17 protein-coding genes are annotated in these 21,816 nt (G+C 69.1%); 7 read left to right on the forward strand and 10 right to left on the reverse strand.

Going from position 1 to position 21,816, the window contains the following annotated elements; translation table 11 throughout:
• The first annotated feature begins 27 nt into the window (after nucleotides 1–27).
• Genes EV653_RS39415 through EV653_RS39430 form a run of 4 tightly spaced genes read left to right on the forward strand, consistent with a single transcriptional unit; the run spans nucleotide 28 to nucleotide 3,834 of the window.
• Complete coding sequence (locus tag EV653_RS39415) at nucleotides 28–807, forward strand: enoyl-CoA hydratase/isomerase family protein (protein WP_134111433.1); 780 nt, start codon at nucleotides 28–30, stop codon at nucleotides 805–807.
• Nucleotides 807–1,757, forward strand: a complete 951-nt coding sequence (locus tag EV653_RS39420) for a class I SAM-dependent methyltransferase (protein WP_134111434.1) — start codon at nucleotides 807–809, stop codon at nucleotides 1,755–1,757. Before EV653_RS39415 ends, EV653_RS39420 begins: the two co-directional genes overlap by 1 nt.
• A gap of 21 nt (nucleotides 1,758–1,778) precedes the next feature.
• Nucleotides 1,779–2,678 carry an acyltransferase gene (locus EV653_RS39425; RefSeq protein WP_134111435.1) on the forward strand — a complete coding sequence of 300 codons (900 nt, stop codon included), beginning with the start codon at nucleotides 1,779–1,781 and terminating at the stop codon, nucleotides 2,676–2,678.
• Nucleotide 2,679: 1 nt separating this feature from the next.
• Complete coding sequence (locus EV653_RS39430) at nucleotides 2,680–3,834, forward strand: hypothetical protein (RefSeq protein WP_134111436.1); 1,155 nt, start codon at nucleotides 2,680–2,682, stop codon at nucleotides 3,832–3,834.
• On the opposite strand, the gene EV653_RS39435 is transcribed toward EV653_RS39430, so the two are convergent.
• Nucleotides 3,821–4,549 (reverse strand): class I SAM-dependent methyltransferase, encoded by a 729-nt coding sequence (locus EV653_RS39435; RefSeq protein ID WP_134111437.1) that lies wholly within the window; start codon nucleotides 4,547–4,549, stop codon nucleotides 3,821–3,823. The genes EV653_RS39430 and EV653_RS39435 overlap by 14 nt on opposite strands.
• A gap of 154 nt (nucleotides 4,550–4,703) precedes the next feature.
• Between EV653_RS39435 and EV653_RS39440 the strand changes: the two genes are divergently transcribed.
• The 3 genes from EV653_RS39440 to EV653_RS39450 all read left to right on the forward strand — a co-directional run bounded on the left by EV653_RS39440 (nucleotide 4,704) and on the right by EV653_RS39450 (nucleotide 7,439).
• Nucleotides 4,704–5,486 (forward strand): electron transfer flavoprotein subunit beta/FixA family protein, encoded by a 783-nt coding sequence (locus EV653_RS39440; protein ID WP_134111438.1) that lies wholly within the window; start codon nucleotides 4,704–4,706, stop codon nucleotides 5,484–5,486.
• 17 nt (nucleotides 5,487–5,503) lie between these two features.
• Nucleotides 5,504–6,463 carry an electron transfer flavoprotein subunit alpha/FixB family protein gene (locus EV653_RS39445; RefSeq protein ID WP_134111439.1) on the forward strand — a complete coding sequence of 320 codons (960 nt, stop codon included), beginning with the start codon at nucleotides 5,504–5,506 and terminating at the stop codon, nucleotides 6,461–6,463.
• Nucleotides 6,464–6,629: 166 nt separating this feature from the next.
• The gene (locus EV653_RS39450) at nucleotides 6,630–7,439 is read left to right on the forward strand and encodes an NAD-dependent epimerase/dehydratase family protein (RefSeq protein ID WP_166679705.1); all 810 of its coding nucleotides are present in this window, start codon (nucleotides 6,630–6,632) and stop codon (nucleotides 7,437–7,439) included.
• Nucleotides 7,440–7,741: 302 nt separating this feature from the next.
• On the opposite strand, the gene EV653_RS39455 is transcribed toward EV653_RS39450, so the two are convergent.
• The 9 genes from EV653_RS39455 to EV653_RS39495 all read right to left on the reverse strand — a co-directional run bounded on the left by EV653_RS39455 (nucleotide 7,742) and on the right by EV653_RS39495 (nucleotide 21,814).
• Complete coding sequence (locus EV653_RS39455) at nucleotides 7,742–9,679, reverse strand: hypothetical protein (protein WP_166679706.1); 1,938 nt, start codon at nucleotides 9,677–9,679, stop codon at nucleotides 7,742–7,744.
• 88 nt (nucleotides 9,680–9,767) lie between these two features.
• On the reverse strand, nucleotides 9,768–11,438 hold the full coding sequence (locus EV653_RS39460; RefSeq protein WP_134111442.1) for a PucR family transcriptional regulator: 1,671 nt from the start codon (nucleotides 11,436–11,438) through the stop codon (nucleotides 9,768–9,770).
• 122 nt (nucleotides 11,439–11,560) lie between these two features.
• Nucleotides 11,561–12,658, reverse strand: a complete 1,098-nt coding sequence (gene menC, locus EV653_RS39465; protein WP_134111443.1) for an o-succinylbenzoate synthase — start codon at nucleotides 12,656–12,658, stop codon at nucleotides 11,561–11,563.
• Nucleotides 12,658–13,524 carry a GNAT family N-acetyltransferase gene (locus tag EV653_RS39470; RefSeq protein ID WP_134111444.1) on the reverse strand — a complete coding sequence of 289 codons (867 nt, stop codon included), beginning with the start codon at nucleotides 13,522–13,524 and terminating at the stop codon, nucleotides 12,658–12,660. The genes menC and EV653_RS39470 overlap by 1 nt, the downstream gene beginning before the upstream one ends.
• Nucleotides 13,521–14,648, reverse strand: a complete 1,128-nt coding sequence (locus tag EV653_RS39475; protein WP_134111445.1) for a M20 family metallopeptidase — start codon at nucleotides 14,646–14,648, stop codon at nucleotides 13,521–13,523. Before EV653_RS39475 ends, EV653_RS39470 begins: the two co-directional genes overlap by 4 nt.
• Nucleotides 14,645–17,959 (reverse strand): serine hydrolase, encoded by a 3,315-nt coding sequence (locus EV653_RS39480; RefSeq protein WP_134111446.1) that lies wholly within the window; start codon nucleotides 17,957–17,959, stop codon nucleotides 14,645–14,647. The genes EV653_RS39475 and EV653_RS39480 overlap by 4 nt, the downstream gene beginning before the upstream one ends.
• Nucleotides 17,956–18,966 carry an ABC transporter ATP-binding protein gene (locus EV653_RS39485; protein WP_134111447.1) on the reverse strand — a complete coding sequence of 337 codons (1,011 nt, stop codon included), beginning with the start codon at nucleotides 18,964–18,966 and terminating at the stop codon, nucleotides 17,956–17,958. Before EV653_RS39485 ends, EV653_RS39480 begins: the two co-directional genes overlap by 4 nt.
• Nucleotides 18,963–20,834 carry a dipeptide/oligopeptide/nickel ABC transporter permease/ATP-binding protein gene (locus EV653_RS39490; protein ID WP_134111448.1) on the reverse strand — a complete coding sequence of 624 codons (1,872 nt, stop codon included), beginning with the start codon at nucleotides 20,832–20,834 and terminating at the stop codon, nucleotides 18,963–18,965. The genes EV653_RS39485 and EV653_RS39490 overlap by 4 nt, the downstream gene beginning before the upstream one ends.
• Nucleotides 20,834–21,814 (reverse strand): ABC transporter permease, encoded by a 981-nt coding sequence (locus EV653_RS39495; protein WP_134111449.1) that lies wholly within the window; start codon nucleotides 21,812–21,814, stop codon nucleotides 20,834–20,836. Before EV653_RS39495 ends, EV653_RS39490 begins: the two co-directional genes overlap by 1 nt.
• Between the last annotated feature and the right edge of the window lie 2 nt (nucleotides 21,815–21,816).

Below are 21,816 nucleotides of genomic sequence, written 5' to 3' on the forward strand. Positions count from 1 at the left end.
TCCCCGGGAACCGTAGGGAGCTGGGTTATGGGCGAGTTCGTCAACCTGACCGTGAGTGATGGGGTTGGCACGATCCGGCTGGATCGGCCGAAGATGAACGCACTGAACGTCCAGGTCCAGGAGGAGATCCGGGCCGCCGCCGCCGCGGCTGCCGAGGACGACGCCGTCCGTGCGGTCGTGATCTACGGCGGCGAGCGGGTGTTCGCGGCCGGCGCGGACATCAAGGAGATGGCCGACATGTCGTACGCCGACATGGCCAAGCGCTCCGGTCCGTTGCAGTCGTCGCTCTCCGCGGTCGCCGCGATCCCGAAGCCGACCGTTGCCGCGATCACGGGCTACGCGCTGGGCGGCGGTTGCGAGCTTGCGCTCTGCGCCGACTACCGGATCGCCGCGGACGACGCCAAGCTCGGCCAGCCGGAGATCCTGCTCGGCATCATCCCCGGCGCCGGCGGTACGCAGCGCCTGTCCCGCCTGGTCGGCCCGTCCAAGGCCAAGGACCTGATCTACACCGGTCGCTTCGTCGACGCCGCCGAATCGCTCGCGATCGGGCTGGTCGACAGGGTCGTGCCGGCCGCTTCCGTCTATGAAGAAGCGGTCGCCTGGGCCTCGCAGTTCTCACGTGGTGCAGCGATGGCACTGCGCGCGGCCAAGGAATCGATCGACTCCGGTCTGGGCGTCGACCTGACCACCGGGCTGGAGATCGAGCGGCAGCAGTTCGCCGCGCTGTTCGCCACCGAGGACCGTGCGATCGGGATGACCTCGTTCGTCGAGAACGGTCCCGGTAAAGCTGAATTCAAGGGAAAATGATGTCTGCTACTTCGAAGCCCGCCGCGTCCGCCGAAGATGTCGAGGCGGCCTGGAACGACAACAAGCTCGCCCAGGTGCTGTACCACGACTGGGAAGCGTCGACGTACGACGAGAAGTGGTCGATCTCGTACGACGAACGCTGCGTCGACTACGCCCGGGACCGCTTCACCGCGGTCGCCGGTTCGCGCGGCTGGCCGTACGGGAAGTCGCTCGAGATCGGCGCCGGGACGGGCTTCTTCACGCTGAACCTGAAGCTGGCCGGCGTACTCGACGAGGCGCACGTCACCGACCTCTCGCCGGGCATGGTCGAGGCGGCGAAGAAGAACGCGAAGACGCTCGGGTTCGCGATCGAGGGCCGGGTCGCGGACGCGGAGAAGCTGCCGTACGACGACGACACGTTCGACCTCGTCATCGGGCACGCGGTCATCCACCACATCCCTGATGTCGAGCTGGCGTTCCGCGAGATGCTGCGCGTGCTCAAGCCGGGCGGCCGGTTCGTGATCTGCGGCGAGCCCACGCGGTACGGCGATTTCATTGCCCGGCGACTCTCCCGCTTCACCTGGTGGGCGACGACGAACGTGACCAAGCTGCCGGCGCTGGCGCACTGGCGGCGACCGCAGGAGGAGCTGGACGAGTCCTCGCGGGCCGCTGCGCTCGAGGCGGTCGTCGATCTGCACACGTTCGATCCGGACACGCTGGCGCGGATGGCGACGCGGGCGGGTGCTTCGCAGGTTCGCACCGTCACGGAGGAGTTGCTGGCGGCGTGGGTCGGGTGGCCGATCCGGACGTTCGAGGCCGCCGTACCGGAGCAGAAGCTCGGGTTCGGCTGGCGGATGTTCGCGTACAAGTCGTGGCTGCAGCTGTCCAAGGTCGACAAGGTGCTTTCCACCGTTGTGCCCGATGAGCTGTACTACAACGTCTCGATCACCGGGGTCAGTAACAAGGAGTAGGACAAGCAGTAGGGTGTGTTGATGCGGTTGCTGTCCGTGGCGAATCTGCGCTGGGTGGTGCGCCACCGGGCGTGGACGCCGTACTACCTCAAGCGCTACTGGCGGTTCGCCTGGTTCAAGCTGCGCCACCCGCAGGTGATCACCGAGGGTTTCGTTTTCCTGGGCAAGAATCTGGAGATCGTGGCGCGCCGCGGTCACGGCCGGATCATCCTCGGCAGGTGGGTGCATCTCGGTGACGAGACCCGGTTGCGGGCGCACGAGGGGACGTTGCGGATCGGCGACAAGGTCGTGTTCGCGCGCGAGGTCACCGTCAACTGCTACCTGGACATCGAGATCGGCGCGTCGACGCTGATCGCGGACTGGACCTACATCTGCGACTTCGACCACAAGACCGAGGATCTCGACCTGCCGATCAAGGACCAGGGCCTGGTGAAGTCCCCGGTCCGCATCGGCCCCGATTGCTGGCTGGCCACGAAGGTGACGGTCACGCGCGGTGCCGACATCGGCCGCGGCGCGGTGATCGGCGCCAACAGCGTTGCCCGAGGCAACATCCCGGCGTACGCCGTGGCCGCTGGCGTCCCGGCGGTCGTGCAGGCTGACCGCACGAAGCGGTACACCGCCGGCGCCGAACGCCGCAAGTACCTGGCAGGTCTCGCCGCGGCCAACGACCGGACGACCGCCCAGCTCCACGCCGGCACTCCGCCTGTCGAGCCTGCGGACGCGCCCGTTCCGCCTGCTTCCGAAAACCGGCCTGCCGTTCCCCGGAGCGTCGGTCAGGGGGATGCGGGTGGTGATGAGGTAGAAGCAGATGGTGAAAAAGAGGACCGTGAGGGGTTCTCAAGTTACTCACCAGTCGGGCACTATGGCCCCCACGTCCGGTCGGACGCCCACGACCGGTTGAGCGTCGGAGAGGAGAAGTAGCGTGGCGGACCCGGCTGCGATCGATCCGGCGGATCCGGCGGCCCGGTCGTTGCTCGACCAGGCTGCGGCCGACGGCTCGATCACGCAGGCCAGGACGCGCGCCGTCGACCCGGTGCCGATCGTCGCAGCACCCGGTAGCGCTACGTTGGAACCAGTGCTTGAAACAAACGAACCAGACATGGGCGTGAATGCAGGTATGAGCTCGGAAGCACAGGCAGCAGACGGCAGCACAGCGGCGCCGGCCCCGGTAGCGGGTGCCCGCCGCCGGTTGTCGCCGCGCCCGGTCCCGGTCAGTCGGCGTAGGAGACCGCCGGCCGCACCGACCGAGGCTGATCTCGACACGGTCGAGAAGGCGGACAGCGTGGGCTCGGTGGCCACGGACGAGGAACGGACCCCGGCTGAGGAGATGGACGACGTGGGTACGCAGGACGAGAAGGGAACGGCCGCCAAGGCGGACGTGACGCCGGACAAGGACGCGGGTACGGCGACTGGCGCGGCCGCGGCTGCCTCGAGCGGCGGGGGTACGGCGACGAAGACGGCCCGGCCGAAGACCGCGGCCGAGATCGTGGCCGAGCAGCGGGCGCGGGAGAAGGCGGCGGCCGAGGCCTCGTCGGGTGCGGCCGCCTCGGAGGATGCCGCACCCGATCAGCCGGCCGCGACCAAGGACGCTGCTGCGAAGGAGCCGGCCGCGACCGCGGGTGCCGCAACCGGCTCGACCGGCTCCACCGGCTCGGCGGCCGCTGCGGGCAAGGCGGGCGGCAAGACCTCGGGCCCGACCGGTGCCTCAGGCAACAAACCGCCGACGGCCCGGGGCGGCGCATCGGGATCGGGCTCAGGCAAGGGCAAGCAGGCGCTGTCCTCGGTCGGCTCCGGTGTGCGCAAGCTGCGCAACCTGATCGCCTCGCTGATCTGGTTGATCGCGGTGCTCGCGGCCGCCGTACTGGCGCTCGGCGCGCTGTTCACCGCGCTGGACCAGACCAACCAGAGCAACGAGATCGTGCGCTGGATCCTCGAGCGCGGTCACGACCTGGTCGGCCCGTTCAAGGACCTGTTCCGGCTCGAGACCGCCAAGAACACCCTGCTCGTCAACTGGGGAATCGCGGCGCTCGTCTACCTGATCGCCGGCAAGATCGTCGAGCGCATCATCCGGCCGTAGCCACCAGGACGAGGTCGAGAGATTCGTCCAGCTGACCGGGGCGAATCTCGAAGTCCTCGTACGTGGTGCTCCGCACGAGCACGGCCAGGTTGTCGTCCCACTGGCCGTGCTCGGCGGCGAGCTGAGCGTCCACACACGATCCGTACTGCGTCTCCCACGACGTCAGCCGTTCGCCGTGGTGGAGTCCCAACGCGTGCGTGATGTCGAAGTACGGCTCGAGCAGTTCGATGAACTCGGCGGCTGTCACCTCGCGGGTGTGGTACCAATTCCCGCGCGGAAAGGTCAGGCGGTTCGGCGTACTCAGGACGACGGTCCCGCCCGGCGCGAGGATGCGCGCGCATTCCGCGATGAACCGCGGCTGCTCCCACAGGTGCTCGATCGTCTGCATCGAGGTGACGAAGCCGAACGCGTTGTCTGCGAACGGCGTCTGCACGAGATTGCCGCGCACCACATTGGTCTGTGGATAAACCCGGCGGACGTGGCGCAACGTCGTATGTTCATAGTCGAGACCGGTCACGGAGTCCGCGCCCCCCAGGCGGAGCAGCTCCGCGCCGTAGCCCTCGCCGCAGCCGGCGTCGAGGATCCGGCCGGTCCGCTCGATCGGCAGATGGGCCGTGATCCAGCGATAGGCCGCGTCGTGGCGCGCGAACCAATAGTTCTCGTGCCAGATCCCGGGTGCGGTCCTCTCGCCGGTGAGCGGTAACGTCTCGGTCACCCGAGTCAGACTACTGAGTCGGACTGAGAGGGGCTGATCGTGCCCTCCGCGGTGCCGGGACTGTGATGGGACTCGCACGAGGCGTATGTTTCTCGCGGGTAACATCCGTGGCAGGCTTGGGAGAGACCGTTAACCAGAAGGGGTCCCACACGCTATGAAGATCGTCGTCTGCGCGAAGTTCGTGCCGGATGCCACGGCGGACCGCCGCTTCCGCTCCGAGGACAACACGGTGGATCGTGCCGGTGTCGACGGGCTGTTGTCCGAGCTGGACGAGTATGCCGTCGAGACCGCGCTCACCGTGAAGGAGTCCGGCGACGGTGAGGTGACGATTCTCACCGTCGGTCCGGAGCAGGCTGCTGACGCGGTGAAGAAGGGCCTGCAGATGGGCGCCGACGCCGGCGTGCACGTGGTCGACGACGCGATCCACGGTTCGGACGCGGTCGCGACATCGCTGATCCTGTCGAAGGCGCTGGCCAAGCTCGACGCCGACCTGGTCGTGTTCGGGATGGGTTCGACCGACGGCGGCATGGGCGTCGTGCCCGCGATGGTGTCGGAGCGGCTCGGGCTGCCGGCCGTAACGCTGGGCTCGGAGGTGACCGTCGACGGGCAGACCGTCCGGATCCGCCGCGACGGCGACACCGCGAGCGAGACGATCGAGGGCACGCTGCCACTGGTCCTGTCCGTGTCGGACCAGGCCAACGAGCCGCGGTACCCGTCGTTCAAGGGGATCATGGCGGCGAAGAAGAAGCCGGTCGAGACCTGGTCGCTCGCCGATCTGGAGCTCACCGCCGACCAGGTCGGCGGCTCGTCGGCGTGGACCGAGGTGGTCGAGGTGACCGCTCGTCCGCCGCGTAGCGCCGGCACGATCGTGACCGACGAGGACGGCAGCGGTGCCGCCGAGCTCGTCGAGTTCCTGTCCACGAACAAGTTCCTCTGAGGAGCGGGGTCTTAGTTATGTCGAACGTTCTGGTTCTGGTCGACCACGCCGCGGGCAAGGTCCGCAAGACGACCGCCGAGCTCCTCACCATCGCCCGCCGCCTCGGTGAGCCCGTTGCGGTGTTCGTCGGTGAGGGTGTGCAGGACGCGCTCCCGGCCCTGGGGCAGTACGGCGCGACCAAGGTGATCGCCCTGTCGAATCCGGAGCTCTCGCAGTTCCTGGTCGCGCCGAAGGCCGAGGCGCTGCAGCAGGTTGCGGCGAAGGTCGAGCCGTCGGCGATCCTGATCTCGTCGAACGCCGAGGGCAAGGAGATCGCCGCGCGGCTGGCGGTCAAGCTCGACTCCGGGCTGATCACCGACGCCGTCGACGTGCAGGCCGGTGACAGTGCCGGCCCGGTGACCACGCAGTCGGTGTTCGCGGGCAACTACACGGTCAAGTCGAAGGTCACCCACGGCACGCCGATCATCACGGTCAAGCCCAACGCCGCAACCCCGGAGGCCGCAGAGACCTCTCCGGAGGTCGAGGAGTTCGACGTGTCGATCTCCGACGCGGCGAAGACGGCGCGGATCACCGAGTCCAAGCCGCGGGAGGCGACGGGTCGTCCGGAGCTGACCGAGGCCGCGATCATCGTGTCCGGCGGCCGCGGCACCGGTGGTGACTTCGGTCCGGTCGAGGCGTTCGCGGACTCGCTGGGTGCAGCCGTTGGTGCATCGCGTGCCGCGGTGGACTCGGGTTGGTACCCGCATGCGTACCAGGTCGGCCAGACCGGCAAGACTGTGTCCCCGCAGCTGTACGTCGCGGCCGGCATCTCCGGCGCGATCCAGCACCGCGCCGGTATGCAGACCTCGAAGACGATCGTCGCGGTCAACAAGGACCCCGAGGCCCCGATCTTCGAACTGGTCGACTTCGGCGTCGTCGGCGACCTCCACAAGGTCCTCCCGACCGCCACCGAAGAAGTCACCAAGCGCAAGGCCTGACACCCACGAGGTCCGCGACCTGACCTCGCGACAGACGCCCGGCTCGGTTCCCCTCCCGAGCCGGGCGTCCGCATTCGAGCTGAACCGGCGGCATTCGAGCTGGACGCGTTCAGCCGGGTCGGCGCCCGAGGCTGGGTGCCGGTGTGCGCGGGCTAGCATGCGGCAGATGCGGATCTGGGTCAGTGGTGCACGAGGCAAGCTGGGGGCGGAGGTCTGCCGGCAGTTGATCGCCGCCGGACACGAGGTGATCGAAGCCGACCTCACCGGACCTGACCCTGTCGATCTGATGAGTCGCGATGCGGTGGCCCGTTCGCTGCGTGGAGCCGATGCGATCGTGCACTGCGCCGGCATCGCCAGCCCGGAGAACATCGAGCCGGTCCGCCTGTTCGAGATCAACACGATCACGACGTTCAACGCGCTGGAAGAAGCCTGGACGCAAGGCATCCGCACCGCGGTCCTCGCCTCCAGCGGCTCGATCTACGGCACCGCCTGGTCCCCGGACGAGATCGGTACGCCGGACGTCCCGATCGACGAAAACACCGAGCTCCGCTACGTCGACCCGTACGCGCTCACCAAGGACGCCCTGGAACGCGTGGGCCAGACGTACGCCCGCCGCGGCGTACAGGTCACCGCCCTGCGCTTTCACTGGATCCTCACCCCCGACGAGGTACGCCGGTACATCGCCGACGCCCCACCCGAAGACAACCGCCGCAACCTCTGGGGCTACGTCGACCTCCGCGAAGCCGCCCGAGCCTGCACCCTCTCGCTCGAACCCCGCACCCACGCCCGTTACGCCACCCTCGTCATCGCCGCGGAAGACACCGGCCGCCCCGAGCCCACCACAGACCTCCTATCCCGCTACTCACCGCACACCAAAATCCGCACCCCCCTAACAGGCACCGCCTCCCTCTACAACACCACCCAAGCCGCCACCCTCATCCACTGGACCCACCAATCCACCTGGCGCAACCACTAGCCGACCCCGCCCGCCGCTCCAGCCCGGCCCAGCCCGGCCCCGTCCCAGCCCCGTCCGGGTTCTGCCCAGGCTGGTCTCGGCCCCGGTTGTCCTGCCCCGGCCTGTCCCGGGTCCCGTGGGTCCCGTCCCGGTCCCGGGGCCCCGCCCCATCCCGCCCGTCCGTCCCGCCCGTCCCGCCGATCCAGCCCGGCCCGATCCGCCTCGCTTGGTTCCGGCCCAGGCTGGTCTCGCCGGTCCATCCTGTCCCGCGGGTCCTACCCCAGCCCGGTTCGCGGCTGCTTGCGGAGTGTGGGGTTGGCGGTTCAGGTGGTGAGGTGGTTGCGGATGGTGGTGAGGTTGGTGGTGATGGTGGCTTGGCGAGTGTTGGTGGCTTTGATGTAGTCGGACAGCTGGGTGGCTGCAGTGGTGCAGCGGTCGGTGAGGCGGGTGGCTCGGTCGGCGGCGGCCGATTGGTCGGCCTTGGCGGCGGTGCGGATGTTCCAGTAGCGGAAGGCGCCGATGCCGATCAGGATCAGGCCGGCGACGATCCAGATCGCGTTCACGAAGCCGAGACCGATCGCGACGACCGCGCCGACGCCAACGAGGATGGCCGGGACGGCGTACTTGCCGGCGGTGACGACACCGGCGGACTGTTTGATCGACGACACGGCAGTGTTCAGCTGGAGTTGGTCGGGGCCGTCAGGACGGATCGCGATCGTGTGGCCGTCGCCGGATACGTCGATCTGGGTGGGGCTTGGCTGGCCCGCGACTTGCGCCAGGTCCTCGACGGCAGGCAGAAGGGATGGGCCGATGACGCGGAGTACGGTCGCCGCCAGGTGCGGGTCGTCGTTCTGGCTCAGGTCGTCGGCGAGCAGCTCCTCGACGGTACCGACCGGGTCCTCGAGCCGTTCGGCCCCGGACTCACCGGCGCCGCTGATCCGAGCCCGCAGTACGGCGACGCGCGCCAGCGACTCCCGCTCCGGCTCACTCCCTTCGGAGATCAGCAGCCGAAGCAGCGCGGCGGTGCTGTCCTGCGCAACCGCCCCATCCGAAGCCGAACCCCCTCCGCGTACCTCCCGCCGACGCGCCGAGTCCCGCGCCGGGTCACGCTCCGAGCCACGCCCCGGGTCACGCTCCGAGCCGCGCCTCGAGTCACGCCCCATGTCGCGCCCCATTCCGCGCCCCGGGTCACGCTCCAAGTCCCGCCCCGAGTCCCGTCCCAGGCTCCGCCTCGAGTCTCGTCCCAGTTCCCGGCCCGAGTCGCGTCCCAGGTCCCGCCACAGATCACCTCCCGAGCCCTGCCCCAGGCCCCGCGCCGAGTCCGGTCCCAGGTCACGTCCGGAGCCCTGTCCCAGGCCCCGCTCCGAGTCACGCTGTGAGTCCGTCTCCGGGTCGCGCCCGGTAGCGCCGTTGGTGTCGGGCTTGGAGTTGGCTGCGGTGTAGGTGAGGGTGCGGGCTGGTTCGCGTGCTTCGAGGTTGCCTGCGATTGACTCGATGGCGGAGCGGAGGCGGGCGAGGCGGGTGGCTGCGGTTAGCTGATCTGCTACGGCCTCGAAGCGGGGGCCGGATGAGCGGGGCGTCTCGCCGAGCTTTTCGAGCTTTGGCAGCCAGCCGTCTGCGGGTGGGGCGACCGACTGCAGCCGCTTCACCACCAGCTCCAGACCGTCCGCCCCGAACCCACCGCGCGCCGCAGTAGCCCACAGCCCGCGCTGGACCCGGGTCACTGTTCCATCCTCCGGGAGTACGCCGAACGCCACGTCCAGCCACTCACTGCGTACCTGATGCCGCTGCCCGAGCGCAGCCAGCGCCAGCGCCAGGAACGTCGCCGTCCGACGCTCGTCGAGCGCCATCGCCGTACCGAGCGCCTGGTGGTCGAGTGCCTTCGCCGTATCGGGCGCCTGCTCGTCCTGCCCGCGGGTGAGTTCGATCAGCGCCTCGGTGGCGGGGCCGAGCCAGTATTGGGGAACGGGGTTGGTGGGTGGTGGGAGGGGAGTGCTGGAAGCCATCGCTGAGAGGACGCGACTGGTGTAGCGGCGTAGCTCAGCGGCGTCGAGGAAGCCGGACATCTCGTAGCGGAGGTCGGATAGTTCGACGAAGGCGTCGAAGGCGGTCGAGAGGCGGTTGACGCGCTCCTGGAGACCACCCTGGATCTTGGACAGCTGTGATTGCAGTCGCGAGGTCTCCTGCCGCGCATACGACATCTCGCTCTGCAGGTCCTCGAGTTGCTCGTTCTGCCGCCGTTCCCGCCACCAGTCGCTCATGTGTGCCCCGTCCACTCGTCCGCGATTGCTCTCCGGAAGGATGGCGGGTCAGCGGGTCACCAGGCGGCTCAGGGGGTCATCGGGTGGGTTAGCGGGTCATCAGGCGGTGCGGTGGGCTGACCAGGCGGAGTTGGAGCATGGCTGCGAAACGGGAGTCGGGGTCGTCGAGGTCCAGCTCCCCAACCTCGGCCAGCCGGCGCAGGCGGTACCGGAAGGTGTTGGGGTGCACATAGACCGCTGCAGCAGCCGCTGCGACATCACCAAAGGCGTCCAGCCACGCCCGCAGGGTCTCGACCAGGTCGGTGTTGTGCTGACGGTCGTACGCGACGAGAAGGGCGATCGGACCGGTCGGCTCGTCGCCCCGCGCCTCGATCAGGTCGCGCAGCTCGAGCAGGAGCGTGTCGACGTGGACATCCGCGAGCCGGGCGACACGCGGCGAGCCACGGCCGGTCCGCAGTACCCGCAGAGCACGATCGGCACCAGCACGCGCATTGGGTAGATGCGCAGCCTCAGCAACGACCGGGCCGACGCCGATGCTGGCGGTGACGCGGTCGCCGATCCGTTCGAGGAAGTGCTTGCCGATGCGTACGGCGCGCTCCTCGCCGTCGGACCGGTCCGGCCGTACCGGGATCAGCCCATAAGCGACATCCCCGACCAACGCAGCAGCTGCCCGCGGGTGCACAGCGCCCAGGTGCATGGCGAACGCATCAGCCAACCGCTGACGCTCCCCAGCCAGTCCGGCCTGACTGACCAGCGATTCGTCGGTCTGGACAACGGAGTCTTCCGAGTCGAAGGCGATGATCCCCAGAGCGAGTACAACGAGGTGCTGGTCGGCCAGCCCCAACCGGTCCAGCGCGGCGCGTGCGCCGGGGCCGCCTTCCAACGCCGTACTGACGAGGTCGGCGCGCAGGCGGCGTTCGACGTCGGCACCGGCGCGGATGCGGAGCATGTGTAAGGCAACCAACTTCGCGGCGTCGCAAAGAGCCTGGGAGCGTTCGGCGGTGAGCGGGTCGCGGACCGCGGCCCAGATCGAGCCGAGGATCTCGTCGCCGGCGCGGACCGCGACGGCGACCCGCGGGATCGTGAAGGTCTGGCCGGTCGTCGGCAACGGCGGGACGTGCACCGGACGGTCGGTGCGGTAGAGCTCGCGGAAGATGCCGTACTCCGTCAGCAGCCGGAAGTACCGCTGCGGCACCTGACGGCCGAGGACCGTCTCCACCCGAGCCGTGTCCGCCTCGTCCTGCCGACCGGAGAACGCCAGCACGCGCGAACTGCGGTCCTCGATCGTGACCGGTGCATCGAGCAGCGCGGCGGTCGCGTTGGCGAGCGCGAACAGGTCGCCGGACGGCATGCCCGCGAGGGTCTCCACCTCACCGACGTCGCCGTCGGCGAGGAGAGACCGCAGCAGTACGGCGAGCTGGTCCCACGACGCGCCGCGGGTCAACGCCAGCAGAGCGACTCCGGACTCGGCCACTGCGGCCGCCAAGAGGTCGCCGGCCGCGATGGGGGAGCGGACGACCAGCCCGGCGGCCTGCTGACGGCCGAGATCACGCAGCACGTCGGCGATCCGGTCGGGCTCGTGCAGCCCGACGCCGAGGACGAGGGCGTGCGAGGGGAGCACGGGCTCGTCGAGCGGATCGAGGATGACGATGCCGCCGATCTCCGCCGGCCGATCCGGATCCCCGTGCACGAGCTCCAGCAAGGTCGCGCCCAGGTCGTCGAGAACCCGGCCGAGGCTTGCCCGCGGTCGATTCGTCACCGCTCACCTCCGAGCCCCCAGCCTAGGTCCTGTCCGGGAGTCCATCGCCTACTGCGAGGCACTCGGCACGGCACCTCGCCGAGCACCTCCTCGCGTCGGCGCTGGTCTACCAGACAGGAGCGTCAGAGCGGCAGCCATTCGGTACTCGTGGTCACCGCGGCCAGTTCGGCTTCGATCGGCTCGATCCCGATGCCGGCGCTGGTCGGCACCGACAGGTATCCGTTGTCGAGCGTGAACGGCGGGGTGATGTCGGTCCGGTAGTACCGGTCCGAGGCCGACGTGTCGCCGGGCAGCGTGCAACCAGGCAGGGCGGCGAGGGCGACGTTCGCGGCTCGGCCGATGCCGGTTTCCAGCATGCCGCCGCACCAGACCGGGATGTCGTTGGCAACGCAGACATCGTGGATCCGCCGCGCCTCCAGATACCCGCCGACGCGACCTGGCTTGATGTTGACGATGGCGCAGGCACGCAGCCGGATCGCCGCGGCCGCCGCGCGCGCCGACGTGATCGACTCGTCCAGGCACACCGGAGTGCTGATCTGCTGAGCCAGATCCGCGTGCCCGAGAACGTCCTCCTCGTCCAGCGGCTGCTCGATCAGCAGGAGATCAAAGGGATCGAGCCGCGCCAGGTGCCGCGCGTCGGACAGCGTGTACGCCGTGTTGGCGTCGACCTGCAGCAGGATGTCGCCGAACTGCTCCCGCACGGCGCGCACAGGCTCGATGTCCCACCCGGGCTGGATCTTCAGCTTGATCCGCACGTACCCCTGCTCGAGATACCCGCCGACCGCGTCGAGCAACTCGCCGATCGAGTCCATGATCCCGACCGACACCCCGCACGGCACCCGATCCCGCACGGCGCCCAACTCGCGAGCCAACGGACGGTTCTCGGCCCGCAACTCGGCATCGAGTACGGCGGTCTCCACCGCAGCCTTCGCCATCCGATGACCGTGGAACCGGCTCAACGCCGGCCCGACTCCGACCGCGGACTCCACCGAGGCCAGCGCGGGCACGAAGAACCGGCGCAGGACGTCGGCCGCCGCGTCGACGTACTCCGACGAGTACAGCGGCCCGCTCATCGCGACACACTCGCCCCACCCCTCGGCCTCCGTACTCACGGCGCGCACGAGCAGCACGTCCCGCGTCGTTTCGGTGCCGAACGAGGTCCGGAACGGCGATACCAACGGCATCGAGATCCGCCGCAGCTCGAATCCGGTCAGCTTCATCACAACCCCTTCTGCTCGACGACGTACCACCCGACCCGATCGAAGCCGGTCACCCGCGCACCCTCCGCCAGCAACCCGCCCAGCACCTCACGCAACGCGGCCCGCCACGCCTTCGCAGCACCGGGATCGGTACGCCGCAACCCCTCGGCATCAGGCGGTACGGCGACCAGCACGACGCCGTCGCCCGCGGGACCGGCAAGCGCTGGCCACCCGTCCGCGCCGCAGGCCAGCGCGACCGTTGCCTCAGGCATCAACTCGACATCGGTCGACACGGCCCGTCGAGCCGCGGCGGCGCCGACAGCCGGCGCATCGAGCTCCCAGCGCACCAGCAACCGGTCGGTGTCGTCGCCGCTGTTGATCCCGTCGCGCATGTCGCCGTAGAAGTTCGTCAGGTACTCCGTCGGCCGCGCGGCGAGCTTCGCCACGTTGAAGTACGCGTTGCGCCGGATCAACGGATCGAACGTCCACGAGATCGACGACACTCCTCGGCGCAGCGCCCAGGCGCGCTGATGCAGCTTGAGCGCGAACCCGACGTTGCGCCCGCGCGCCGACCCCGACACCCCGGCCACGTGACTGTGCATCGAGACCTCCGCCGGCGCCGAGAAGAACCCGACGCAGGCGCCGATCAACTCGTCGCCGTCGTACGCCCCGCCGACGTAGTTGCCGGCCTTCGTCAATGCTCGCAACAGCTCGGTCGTCACCGGCGGATTGCTCGGGTCCGGCCGCCAGATCGAGTCGTACAAGCGGTAGACCTCGTCGAGCTCCGCCAGCTCCCGCAACTCGCGCACCCGCACTCCGGCCGCGGCCGCCGCATCGATACCCGCCTCCGTGGCGGCGGCAATCGACGGGCTCAGATCGAGCGTCATGGCGTGTCCAACAGGTCGGCGATCAGCGCGGCCAGCAACGCCGTCCGCGGAGCGAGCTCGGCGACCAGGACATGTTCGTTATCGGCATGGGCGCCACCGCCGACAGCGCCCAGCCCGTCGAGGGTCGGCGTACCGATGCCGGCCGTGAAGTTGCCGTCCGATCCGCCGCCGACCGCGACCGAGCGCAGCTCCGGCAGGCACAGATCGGCCGCGACGCGGGAAGCCCGCGCGTACAGTTCCTCGGACATCTTGCGCTCGAGTGGTGGCCGGTTCGGTCCGCCGATGATCTCCAGAGAGCTCCCGGGCAGCACCGGTCGGAGCGCGTGCATCGCCTCGTCCACCCGCAGCTGCTCCTCGACGGTCCAGGCCCGCGCGTCGACGAAGAAGGCGGCGGCGGCCGGCACGGTGTTCCGCGTTGTCCCCGAGGTCAGCGCGGTCGGCGTGACCGTCGTACCGAGACCAGGGTCGCCAAGGTTGCTGATGGCAAGCACTTGATGCGCGGCTTCGACCGACGCGTTGATGCCGAGCTCCGGCTCGAGCCCGGCATGCGAGGCCCGCCCGGTGATACGCACCTCGTAGACCGAGACGCCCTTCCGCTCGAGCTTCAGCGCACCCGCACCCGCATCCGCCGAAGCCTCGAGCACCAGAGCGGCCGAACAACCAGCGGCCTCGGTCTCGATCAGCTCCCGGGACGACGGCGATCCCAGTTCCTCGTCGCCGGTCACCAGCAGTGTGACGGTTGCCGACGGCAAGGTGGAGATCGCATGCAGTGCCATCACCAGGCCGGCCTTCATGTCGAAGCAGCCCGGCCCTCGCAGTACCCCGTCCTTGTTCGTGAACGGATGCGTGATCAGCGAGCCAAGAGGCCAGACGGTGTCGTGGTGTGCGAGAACCAGGGCCCGCCGCGGCCCGTCACCGAGCCGCCAGCGCAGGTGCGTGCAGCCGTCAACCACGACGTACTCCGGCTTGGACCCGAGCCGCTCCGCTCCTAGCTGGGCCACGACGTCCGCGCTGTGAGCCACCGCCGCGACATCCGAGGACGGCGACTCACACTTCACCAGGGTTTCGAGATCCGCGAGCAGCTGCGGCAACCGCGCCGCGAACTGCTCGACCAGCTCGGTCATCCGCCGACCTTCGGCGTAGCGCGGACCCCGAAATGCAGGTACTTCTCGCCGGTCGGCAGCGAGTAGAACGTCACCGGAGTCCACGTGAGCGCACCTGGCGCCCGGACCACGAACAGGTCACCGCTCTCGTCGACCGGAGTCATGCGGAGCTCCTCGGTCGGCTCCGGCAGCAGCTCGGCCAGCGGTCCGGTGAGCGTCATCCGCAGCAGCGGCCCCTCGTCGTCGACCAGCACCTCCTGAATCGTGCTGGCGCGCTCGTACCGGCCGACGTGCCGGCGTACGTCGACAACAGGAGGCTCTGCCGGGGGAGCCAGCGGCATGGGCATCGAGACGTCGGCCAGCTCAGCGAAGATCTCCCGGTAGAGGTCCTCGTACAGGTCGCGCGTGTGGCCGCCGTTCGTCAGCAGTACGACGGCCAGCCCCTCGTCCGGCAGCACTCGCAGGAACGCGGCCTGGCCGATCGTGTTGCCGTCGTGGCCGATCAGCCGCCGGCCGTCCCAGCCGAACCGGATCCAGCCCAGCCCCCACGAGTCGCCCAGCGAGTACTTGTCCGGCAGCTCCGCCTGCAGGTCGGCCATCGCAGTCACCGAGGCCTCGCGGAGCAGCCGAGTGCCGTCGGGTGCGACGCCACCGTTCAGGTGGAGTCGGGCAAAGGCCAGCGCGTCCGCCACCGTCGACGTGATCAGTCCGGCCGGTCCCAGCGACCGGGGGAGTCCCCAGACCGGTGCGCGCTTGGGCTCCTCTTCGCCTTCGCTGACGTGCCCGACCGCAGCCGATCGGAGCAGCGCCTCTTCCGGCAGCGTGACCGTGTTCTGCAGACCGAGCGGTGTGATGATCCGGTCCCGCAGCGCTTGGTCCCAGGTAGAGCCGGTGAGCTTCTCGATCACGCGGCCGGCCAGTGAGAAGCCGGAGTTGCAGTACGACCACGTCGCCCCGAGCGGGTGATTCTGTACGACGTCCGCGAGCAGGTCGACGTACTTCTCCAGGCAGTCGTCGCCCCGACCTGTGTCGGTGAACACGTCGCCGTCGATCCCACTGGTGTGGGTGAGCAGGTGCCGCATCGTCACCTGCTTGGCGACGTCCGGATCGCCCAGCTGCAGCTCGGGGAGCACCTGGCTGATCGGTGCGTCCAGGTCGAGCAGTCCTTCGTCGACGAGCTGCAGTGCGAGCGTCGCAGTCCAGACCTTCGACATAGATCCGATCTGGAAGACCGACTCGGTCGTGGTCGCCACTCCGGTGTCCTTGTTCAGTACGCCGGTCGCGGCCTCCACCAGCTCGTCTTCCACTCCCGGCCGCACCCGCAGGATCCCGAGCGTCGCACCCGGTACGCCGTGCCGCGCAGCCAGCGTGGTGAGTCGACGCTGCCAGTGCGCCGCATCGATCTTCGCCCGGCGCGGACCGCTCGCGTCACCGGCGTACTGCTCGACCCAGTCGCGGATGCGCCGGTTGAAGTCGAGGCGATGGGACGGACGGCCTTCGACGATGAACAGGTGACTCGCCTCCGGGTACAGCACCAGTTGACTCGGTACGCCGTTCTCGCGCAGCGCAGTGTGCCACTGCTGAGCCTGTCCGACCGGGCAGCGTACGTCGGCGTCGCCCTGCAGGATCAGCGTCGGCGTCGCCACCTTGCTGACCTCGGCGAACGGCGACATAGAGCTGTAGTCGGTAGCGCTGTTCAGCTCGTACACGTCGAGGAAGTGGCCCATGTCCGACGTACCGGCCATGCTGGTGAGGTCGCTGACCACACCGCCGGTGACCGCTGCGGCGAACCGGTTGTCGCGGCTGGTCAGGTAGCACGTCATGAACCCGCCGTAGCTGTAGCCGGCGACGGCCAGCCGATCGGGGTCAGCGATGCCCTCGGCAACCAGTTCGTCGAGGGGCTCGAGGAAGTCGCGTGCGTCCGCCGTACCCCAGGCGCCGAGCGCGGCGTTGAAGAACTCCTCGCCGTACCCGTCGCTGCCACGGGGGTTGAGCAGCAGCACAGTCCATCCGTGGGCGACGAGCTCCTGGTGGTAGAGGTGCACCTCGTCGGCCGCGGCGTTCCACGCGTTGTGCGGGCCGCCGTGGATGTCCAGCAGCAGCGGCTGCGGCCCTTCGGCGGCAGGGTCGCGAACCAGCCAGCCCGAGACCACAGTCCCGTCCGAGATGGTGAACTCGCGCTCCACCCGGACAAACACGTCCTTCTCGCCGTACGTCGTCCGGGTGGTCGCCGTACCAGTCGTCAGATCCAGCGTGACGATCTCCCCGAACGACCTGGGCGTGGTCAGCGCGAACGTCGCCACACCAGCGGCAACGGACAGCCCTGACACGACCTGTCCCGGTTCGCCGAACACACGCTCGGGCGTGCCGCCCTCAACGGGGACGGAGTACAGGTGCGTGCACCCGCGGTCCCGGGCAGCGAACAGGACAGTGCGGCCGTCGTCCGTGAGCGTCGGCTGAGCACCCGGGTACGCCGCTCCGCCGGACATGACGTTGCGGTCGAGCGGAGCAGCCAGGTTCACCACGTCACCGCTGTCCAACGAGAGCCGCAGGAGCCCGGCGTGACCGACCGGTCCGGAGAGCATGCCGACGATGAGCAGTGCGGCGCCGTCTGCGGTCCAGGTCACCGTGCCGGTCAGTCCGTCAGCCAGACCGACCAGCTGCGGCTTCGCCTTGGGATCCGATGCGTCGAGCACGTAGGCAGGAGCTGTTGGGTTGAGGTCCGCGTCCGGAGCGGTAGCAGCTCCGAAGGCCAGCCTCGCGCCGTCCGGTGACCAGGCCGGGTCGCCGGCGTGCCAGTCTCCCTCCGTGGCTTGACGGCACTCCTTGGACTCGACAACCGCGACGTGCAGATGCTTACGGATCGTCCGCAGCCAGCCGGCGCCGTCAGCCTGGTAGTCCAGGCGCTCGGTGGCGATCGGTGCATGCTCACTTTCACTGGAGCTAGCGATGTCGACTGGCGCAGAGAAAGCGATCCGCGTCCCGTCAGGACTCCAGTTCGGTGTTCCCGCGCCCAGCGGCAGCGTAGTGAGCTGCTCCGGCTCACCGCCTCCGGCCGGCAGCACCCAGATCTGCGCCGGTCCGTCCTTGGCCCGCAAGAACGCCAGTTGCGTCCCGTCCGGTGACCAGACCGGTGTCGAGTCCGCCTCGCCGCGCGTGAGCTGTTGCGGGGCACCACCGGAGGCAGGGATCCGCCACAGGCTCCGCAGCGTGCGGTCGGCCTTCGCGTCGGTGGTCCGGAGGACGTAGACGAGCTGGGCGGCGTCCGGCGACAGCGCCGGCTGCTCCGGTACTTCAAGCTCGGTCAGGTCGTCGATGCGCAGACGTGTCACTGGGAGTCCTCCTTGAGTTGCATGAGCACAGGCGGGTTCGAGCCGACGGCCCGCAGTACGCCGGCTGCGTGGTGGCAGGCGGCGCGGTGCAGACGGTGATCGGCCTCGGCGGTGGGATCGAGGGTCAGACAGTGCTCGCGGTCGGTCCGGATCAGCGGACCGATCGGGCACCTCGGGTGGAACCGGCAGCCCACCGGCGGGTGATGCGGATCGGCCGGCTCGGCGTCGGCGACCAGGGCCTCGTCCGGTGGCGGCAACGCGGTCGAACCGCGCCGCGGAGCCGCCGCGAGAAGCTCTTTGGTGTAAGGGTGTTGCGGGTTGCCGAGGACGTCGCGGGCGGGCCCGACCTCGACGATCCGGCCCAGGTACATCACCGCGACGATGTCGCTGACGTACCGGACGACGGCCAGGTTGTGCGAGATGAACAGCATCGACAACCGCAGTTCGCGTTGCAGGGTGCGGACGAGGTTCAGCACAGTTCCCTGGATCGACACGTCCAGAGCCGAGGTGATCTCGTCGGCGATGAGCACCTCGGGCTTGCCCGCCAGCGCTCGCGCGATCGCGACCCGCTGGCGCTGACCACCCGACAACGCACCCGGGTACGCCGAGACGCGGTCGGCGTCCAGTCCGACGAGCTCGAGCAATCGCACCACCTCGTCGCGTCGACTGGGCCCTCTCGGCTCTCTCGGCCCTCTCGGCATGGCCTCGGCGATCGAGTCGCCGATGGTCATCCGTGGATCCAGTGAGGAGTACGGATCCTGGAACACCATCTGCAGTGGACGCCGTGCTCCCGGCCGATGATGCAGCGGTACGTCGTTCAGCAGGATCTGTCCGCCCGCCGGCTCGGCCAGTCCGACCGCAGCACGCGCCAACGTCGACTTGCCGGACCCCGACTCACCGACCAGTCCGACGACCTGTCCCGCTGGGACAGTCAGGTCGACGCCGTCGACAGCTGTCAGCGCACGTCCGTACCGGACCGTCACGCCTTCGAAGCGCAGTTCGCTCATCGCTGCCCCGTCCGGAAGTTCGAGTACTCAGCCTGCGCCTGCGGATGCCAGCACGCCACCTGATCGATCAGCACGGGGTCCTCGACCCGGCACCGGTCCGACGCGAACGCACACCGCGCCGCGAAGGCACACCCCTCCGGCATCCGCGCCGGATCCACCGGACGCCCTGGGATGACTGCGAGCGGTTCGTCGAGCGCGGTGTCCAGATCGGGTACTGCGGCCAGCAAGGCTCGCGTGTATGGATGCCGCGCACCAGTGGCCAGCTCCGTCGACGGCAGGTCCTCGACGATGCGCCCGGCGTACATCACCAGCACGCGATCGCAGATCTGTGCGACCACGCTGATGTCGTGGCTGATGAGCAGCACCGCGACGTCGTCCTCGGTGCGGATCGTCTCCAGCAAACGCAGTACCTGCCGTTGCACGGTGACGTCGAGGGCGGTGGTCGGCTCATCGGCGACGATCAACGCCGGTGCGCCCATGAGCCCCATACCGATCATGGCGCGTTGCCGCATGCCGCCGGAGAACTCATGCGGGTACTGCCGCGCCCGGCGCTCCGCAGCAGGTACCCGTACCGCCCGCAGCCGGTCGATCGCCCGGTCCATCGCCGCACGACGGGTGAGGCCCTGATGCTCGCGTGCACCCTCGGCCAGCTGTACGCCGATTCGCTTGGTCGGGTTGAACGACGTCATCGGGTCCTGGAACACCATCGCGAACGACGTACCCAGTAGCCGTCGGCGTACAGCCGCAGTACTGCGGACTGGCAGCCGACCGAGCAGGGGAGCGCCCAAGAACGACAGCTCGGCCGCACGCACCTGACCCGGCGGTTCGATCAGCTGGGCGACTGCGAGCGCGGTGAGGCTCTTGCCGGAGCCGGATTCGCCAACCACGCCGACGATCTCGCCCTTGTGGATCGTGAAGCTCACACCGCGGACGGGTGTGACCGGACCGGGGAAGGTGACGTGCAGGTCCTCCACCACGAGCACGGCGTCGTTGTCGTCATCACGAGCCGGCGTCGCCTCCGGCGTGCGGTCGGTCCACCGCGTTCGGGGGACCTGTACGCCGAAGCCCTTCGCAACCGCTTCGCCGAAGAGGTTGAACGCCAGCCCTGCAATGACCACGGCGACTCCGGGAGCGAGTGCCGCGGCTGGATGAACGTAGATGCCGCTGAGGCTCTCGCCCAGCATCCGACCCCAGTCGTACGCCGGCGGCTGCACGCCCAGGCCGATGAACGACAGCCCGGCGAACGCAAGCAACGTGCCGCCCGCACCGATCGTCGCGTTCACGACCAACGGTTCCGCAATGTTCGGCAGGATGTGTCGCACGAGCATCCGGAACCGTCCGACACCCGCGATCCGCGCAGCCGCGATGAAGTCCCGCTCCGCCACTCCTGCGATCAGGGTCTGGGTCAGCCGCGCGAACGACGGCGCACCCGCGAAGCCGATCGCGAGTACGGCGCCCTTAGCGCCGACTCCGAACACGACCGCGAAGAACAGCGCGAGCAACAGCCCGGGAAAGGCGACCGCGATGTTCACCACAGCGGTCGCTGCACGGCCGCCGCGTTTGCCGAGGATCGCGGGCGCACTGCCCAGCGCGAGCCCGGTGACGACAGCGATCGACGTCGCGAGCAGCGCCAGCAGGATCGACGTACGCGAGGCAACGAGGACCCGGTAGAAGATGTCCCGGCCGAGGTTGTCGGTGCCCAGCCAGTGCTCCGCGGACGACCCCTGCAGCAGGTGATCGGTGTCGATAGCGTTCGCCTGGTGTGACCACAGGACCGGTGCGAAGACGGCGAGGAGCAGTACGCCGAGGAGCAGCAGGCCGGCGCCGGCGCCTACCGGGGTCCGCAGTACGGCCATCCAACGGCGCATCAGCTCTCCCTGATGGTGGATCGGGGGTCGAGCAGGGCGAGAGTCACGTCGACGGCCAGGTTCACCAGCAGTACGCCGACGCCGTACACAAGGACCACGCCCTGCACCAGCGGGTAGTCCTTCGCGATGATCGAGGAGACGATCGTGCTGCCGAGCCCGGGCCAGCCGAAGACGTTCTCGACCAGTACGGTCCCGGCGACCATGCCACCGAGCAGCAGGCCGCCCAGTGTGATCGTGGCGGTCACTGCGTTCGGCAGAGCGTGCCGCAGGTAGATGGCCGGCGCAGGCAGTCGCTTTGCCCGGGCAGTGCGCAGGTAATCGGTTTGCAGCACTGCCAGCAGCTCCACCCGGCAGATCCGTGCGAGCACAGCAGCCGGACCGACAGCCAGGGACAACACCGGGAGCACGTACGACGCGACGCCGCCGCGCCCCGCGACCGGGAACCAGTGCAGCGTCACCGCGAACACGTAGACGAGGCCGACGGCCAACAGGAACTCAGGAATCGCTGCGAGCACCACGGCGGTCGAAGTGAAACCCAGCTCGGCCCGTGGCCGTCGTCCGCCCCTCGTCAAGACACCCATCGCCAGACCCAGCGGTACTGCGATCAACACCGCCACGAGGAACGCTGCGACGGCCAGCTCGACGGTGGCAGGCAGGCGGTCCCGGATCACGTCGGAAACGGGCAGTCCGGTCGTGATCGACGTACCGAGGTTGCCGGTGACCAGGTGGTGCAGGAAGTTCAGGTACTGCTGCCAGAGCGGGTCGTCGAGGCCCAGCGAAGCACGCTGGGCGTCGACGAGGCTCTGTGCGGCAGCAGGTCCCAATGCCCCACGGACTGGGTCACCTGGGATCAGGTGGATCATCAGGAACGCAGCACTGACCAGGATCAGGACCGAGCCGACCAGCCGGCCAAGCCGCCGTACGGCGAAACCTAGCCACGGATGAGCGACAAGAGAGGGAGCGCTGACCGTTGTCGTCACCG

The sequence above is a fragment of the Kribbella pratensis genome, from assembly GCF_004365355.1.
Taxonomy (GTDB): domain Bacteria; phylum Actinomycetota; class Actinomycetes; order Propionibacteriales; family Kribbellaceae; genus Kribbella.

Excerpts from the sequence above, each read along its gene's own strand:
- menC (WP_134111443.1), bottom strand. The coding sequence starts at position 12,658 with ATGAAGCTGACCGGATTCGAGCTGCGGCGGATCTCGATGCCGTTGGTA.
- EV653_RS39490 (WP_134111448.1), bottom strand. The coding sequence starts at position 20,834 with ATGCGCCGTTGGATGGCCGTACTGCGGACCCCGGTAGGCGCCGGCGCC.
- EV653_RS39440 (WP_134111438.1), top strand. The coding sequence starts at position 4,704 with ATGAAGATCGTCGTCTGCGCGAAGTTCGTGCCGGATGCCACGGCGGAC.
- EV653_RS39470 (WP_134111444.1), bottom strand. The coding sequence starts at position 13,524 with ATGACGCTCGATCTGAGCCCGTCGATTGCCGCCGCCACGGAGGCGGGT.
- EV653_RS39415 (WP_134111433.1), top strand. The coding sequence starts at position 28 with ATGGGCGAGTTCGTCAACCTGACCGTGAGTGATGGGGTTGGCACGATC.
- EV653_RS39455 (WP_166679706.1), bottom strand. The coding sequence starts at position 9,679 with ATGAGCGACTGGTGGCGGGAACGGCGGCAGAACGAGCAACTCGAGGAC.
- EV653_RS39475 (WP_134111445.1), bottom strand. The coding sequence starts at position 14,648 with ATGACCGAGCTGGTCGAGCAGTTCGCGGCGCGGTTGCCGCAGCTGCTC.
- EV653_RS39485 (WP_134111447.1), bottom strand. The coding sequence starts at position 18,966 with ATGAGCGAACTGCGCTTCGAAGGCGTGACGGTCCGGTACGGACGTGCG.
- EV653_RS39450 (WP_166679705.1), top strand. The coding sequence starts at position 6,630 with ATGCGGATCTGGGTCAGTGGTGCACGAGGCAAGCTGGGGGCGGAGGTC.
- EV653_RS39420 (WP_134111434.1), top strand. The coding sequence starts at position 807 with ATGTCTGCTACTTCGAAGCCCGCCGCGTCCGCCGAAGATGTCGAGGCG.
- EV653_RS39445 (WP_134111439.1), top strand. The coding sequence starts at position 5,504 with ATGTCGAACGTTCTGGTTCTGGTCGACCACGCCGCGGGCAAGGTCCGC.
- EV653_RS39425 (WP_134111435.1), top strand. The coding sequence starts at position 1,779 with ATGCGGTTGCTGTCCGTGGCGAATCTGCGCTGGGTGGTGCGCCACCGG.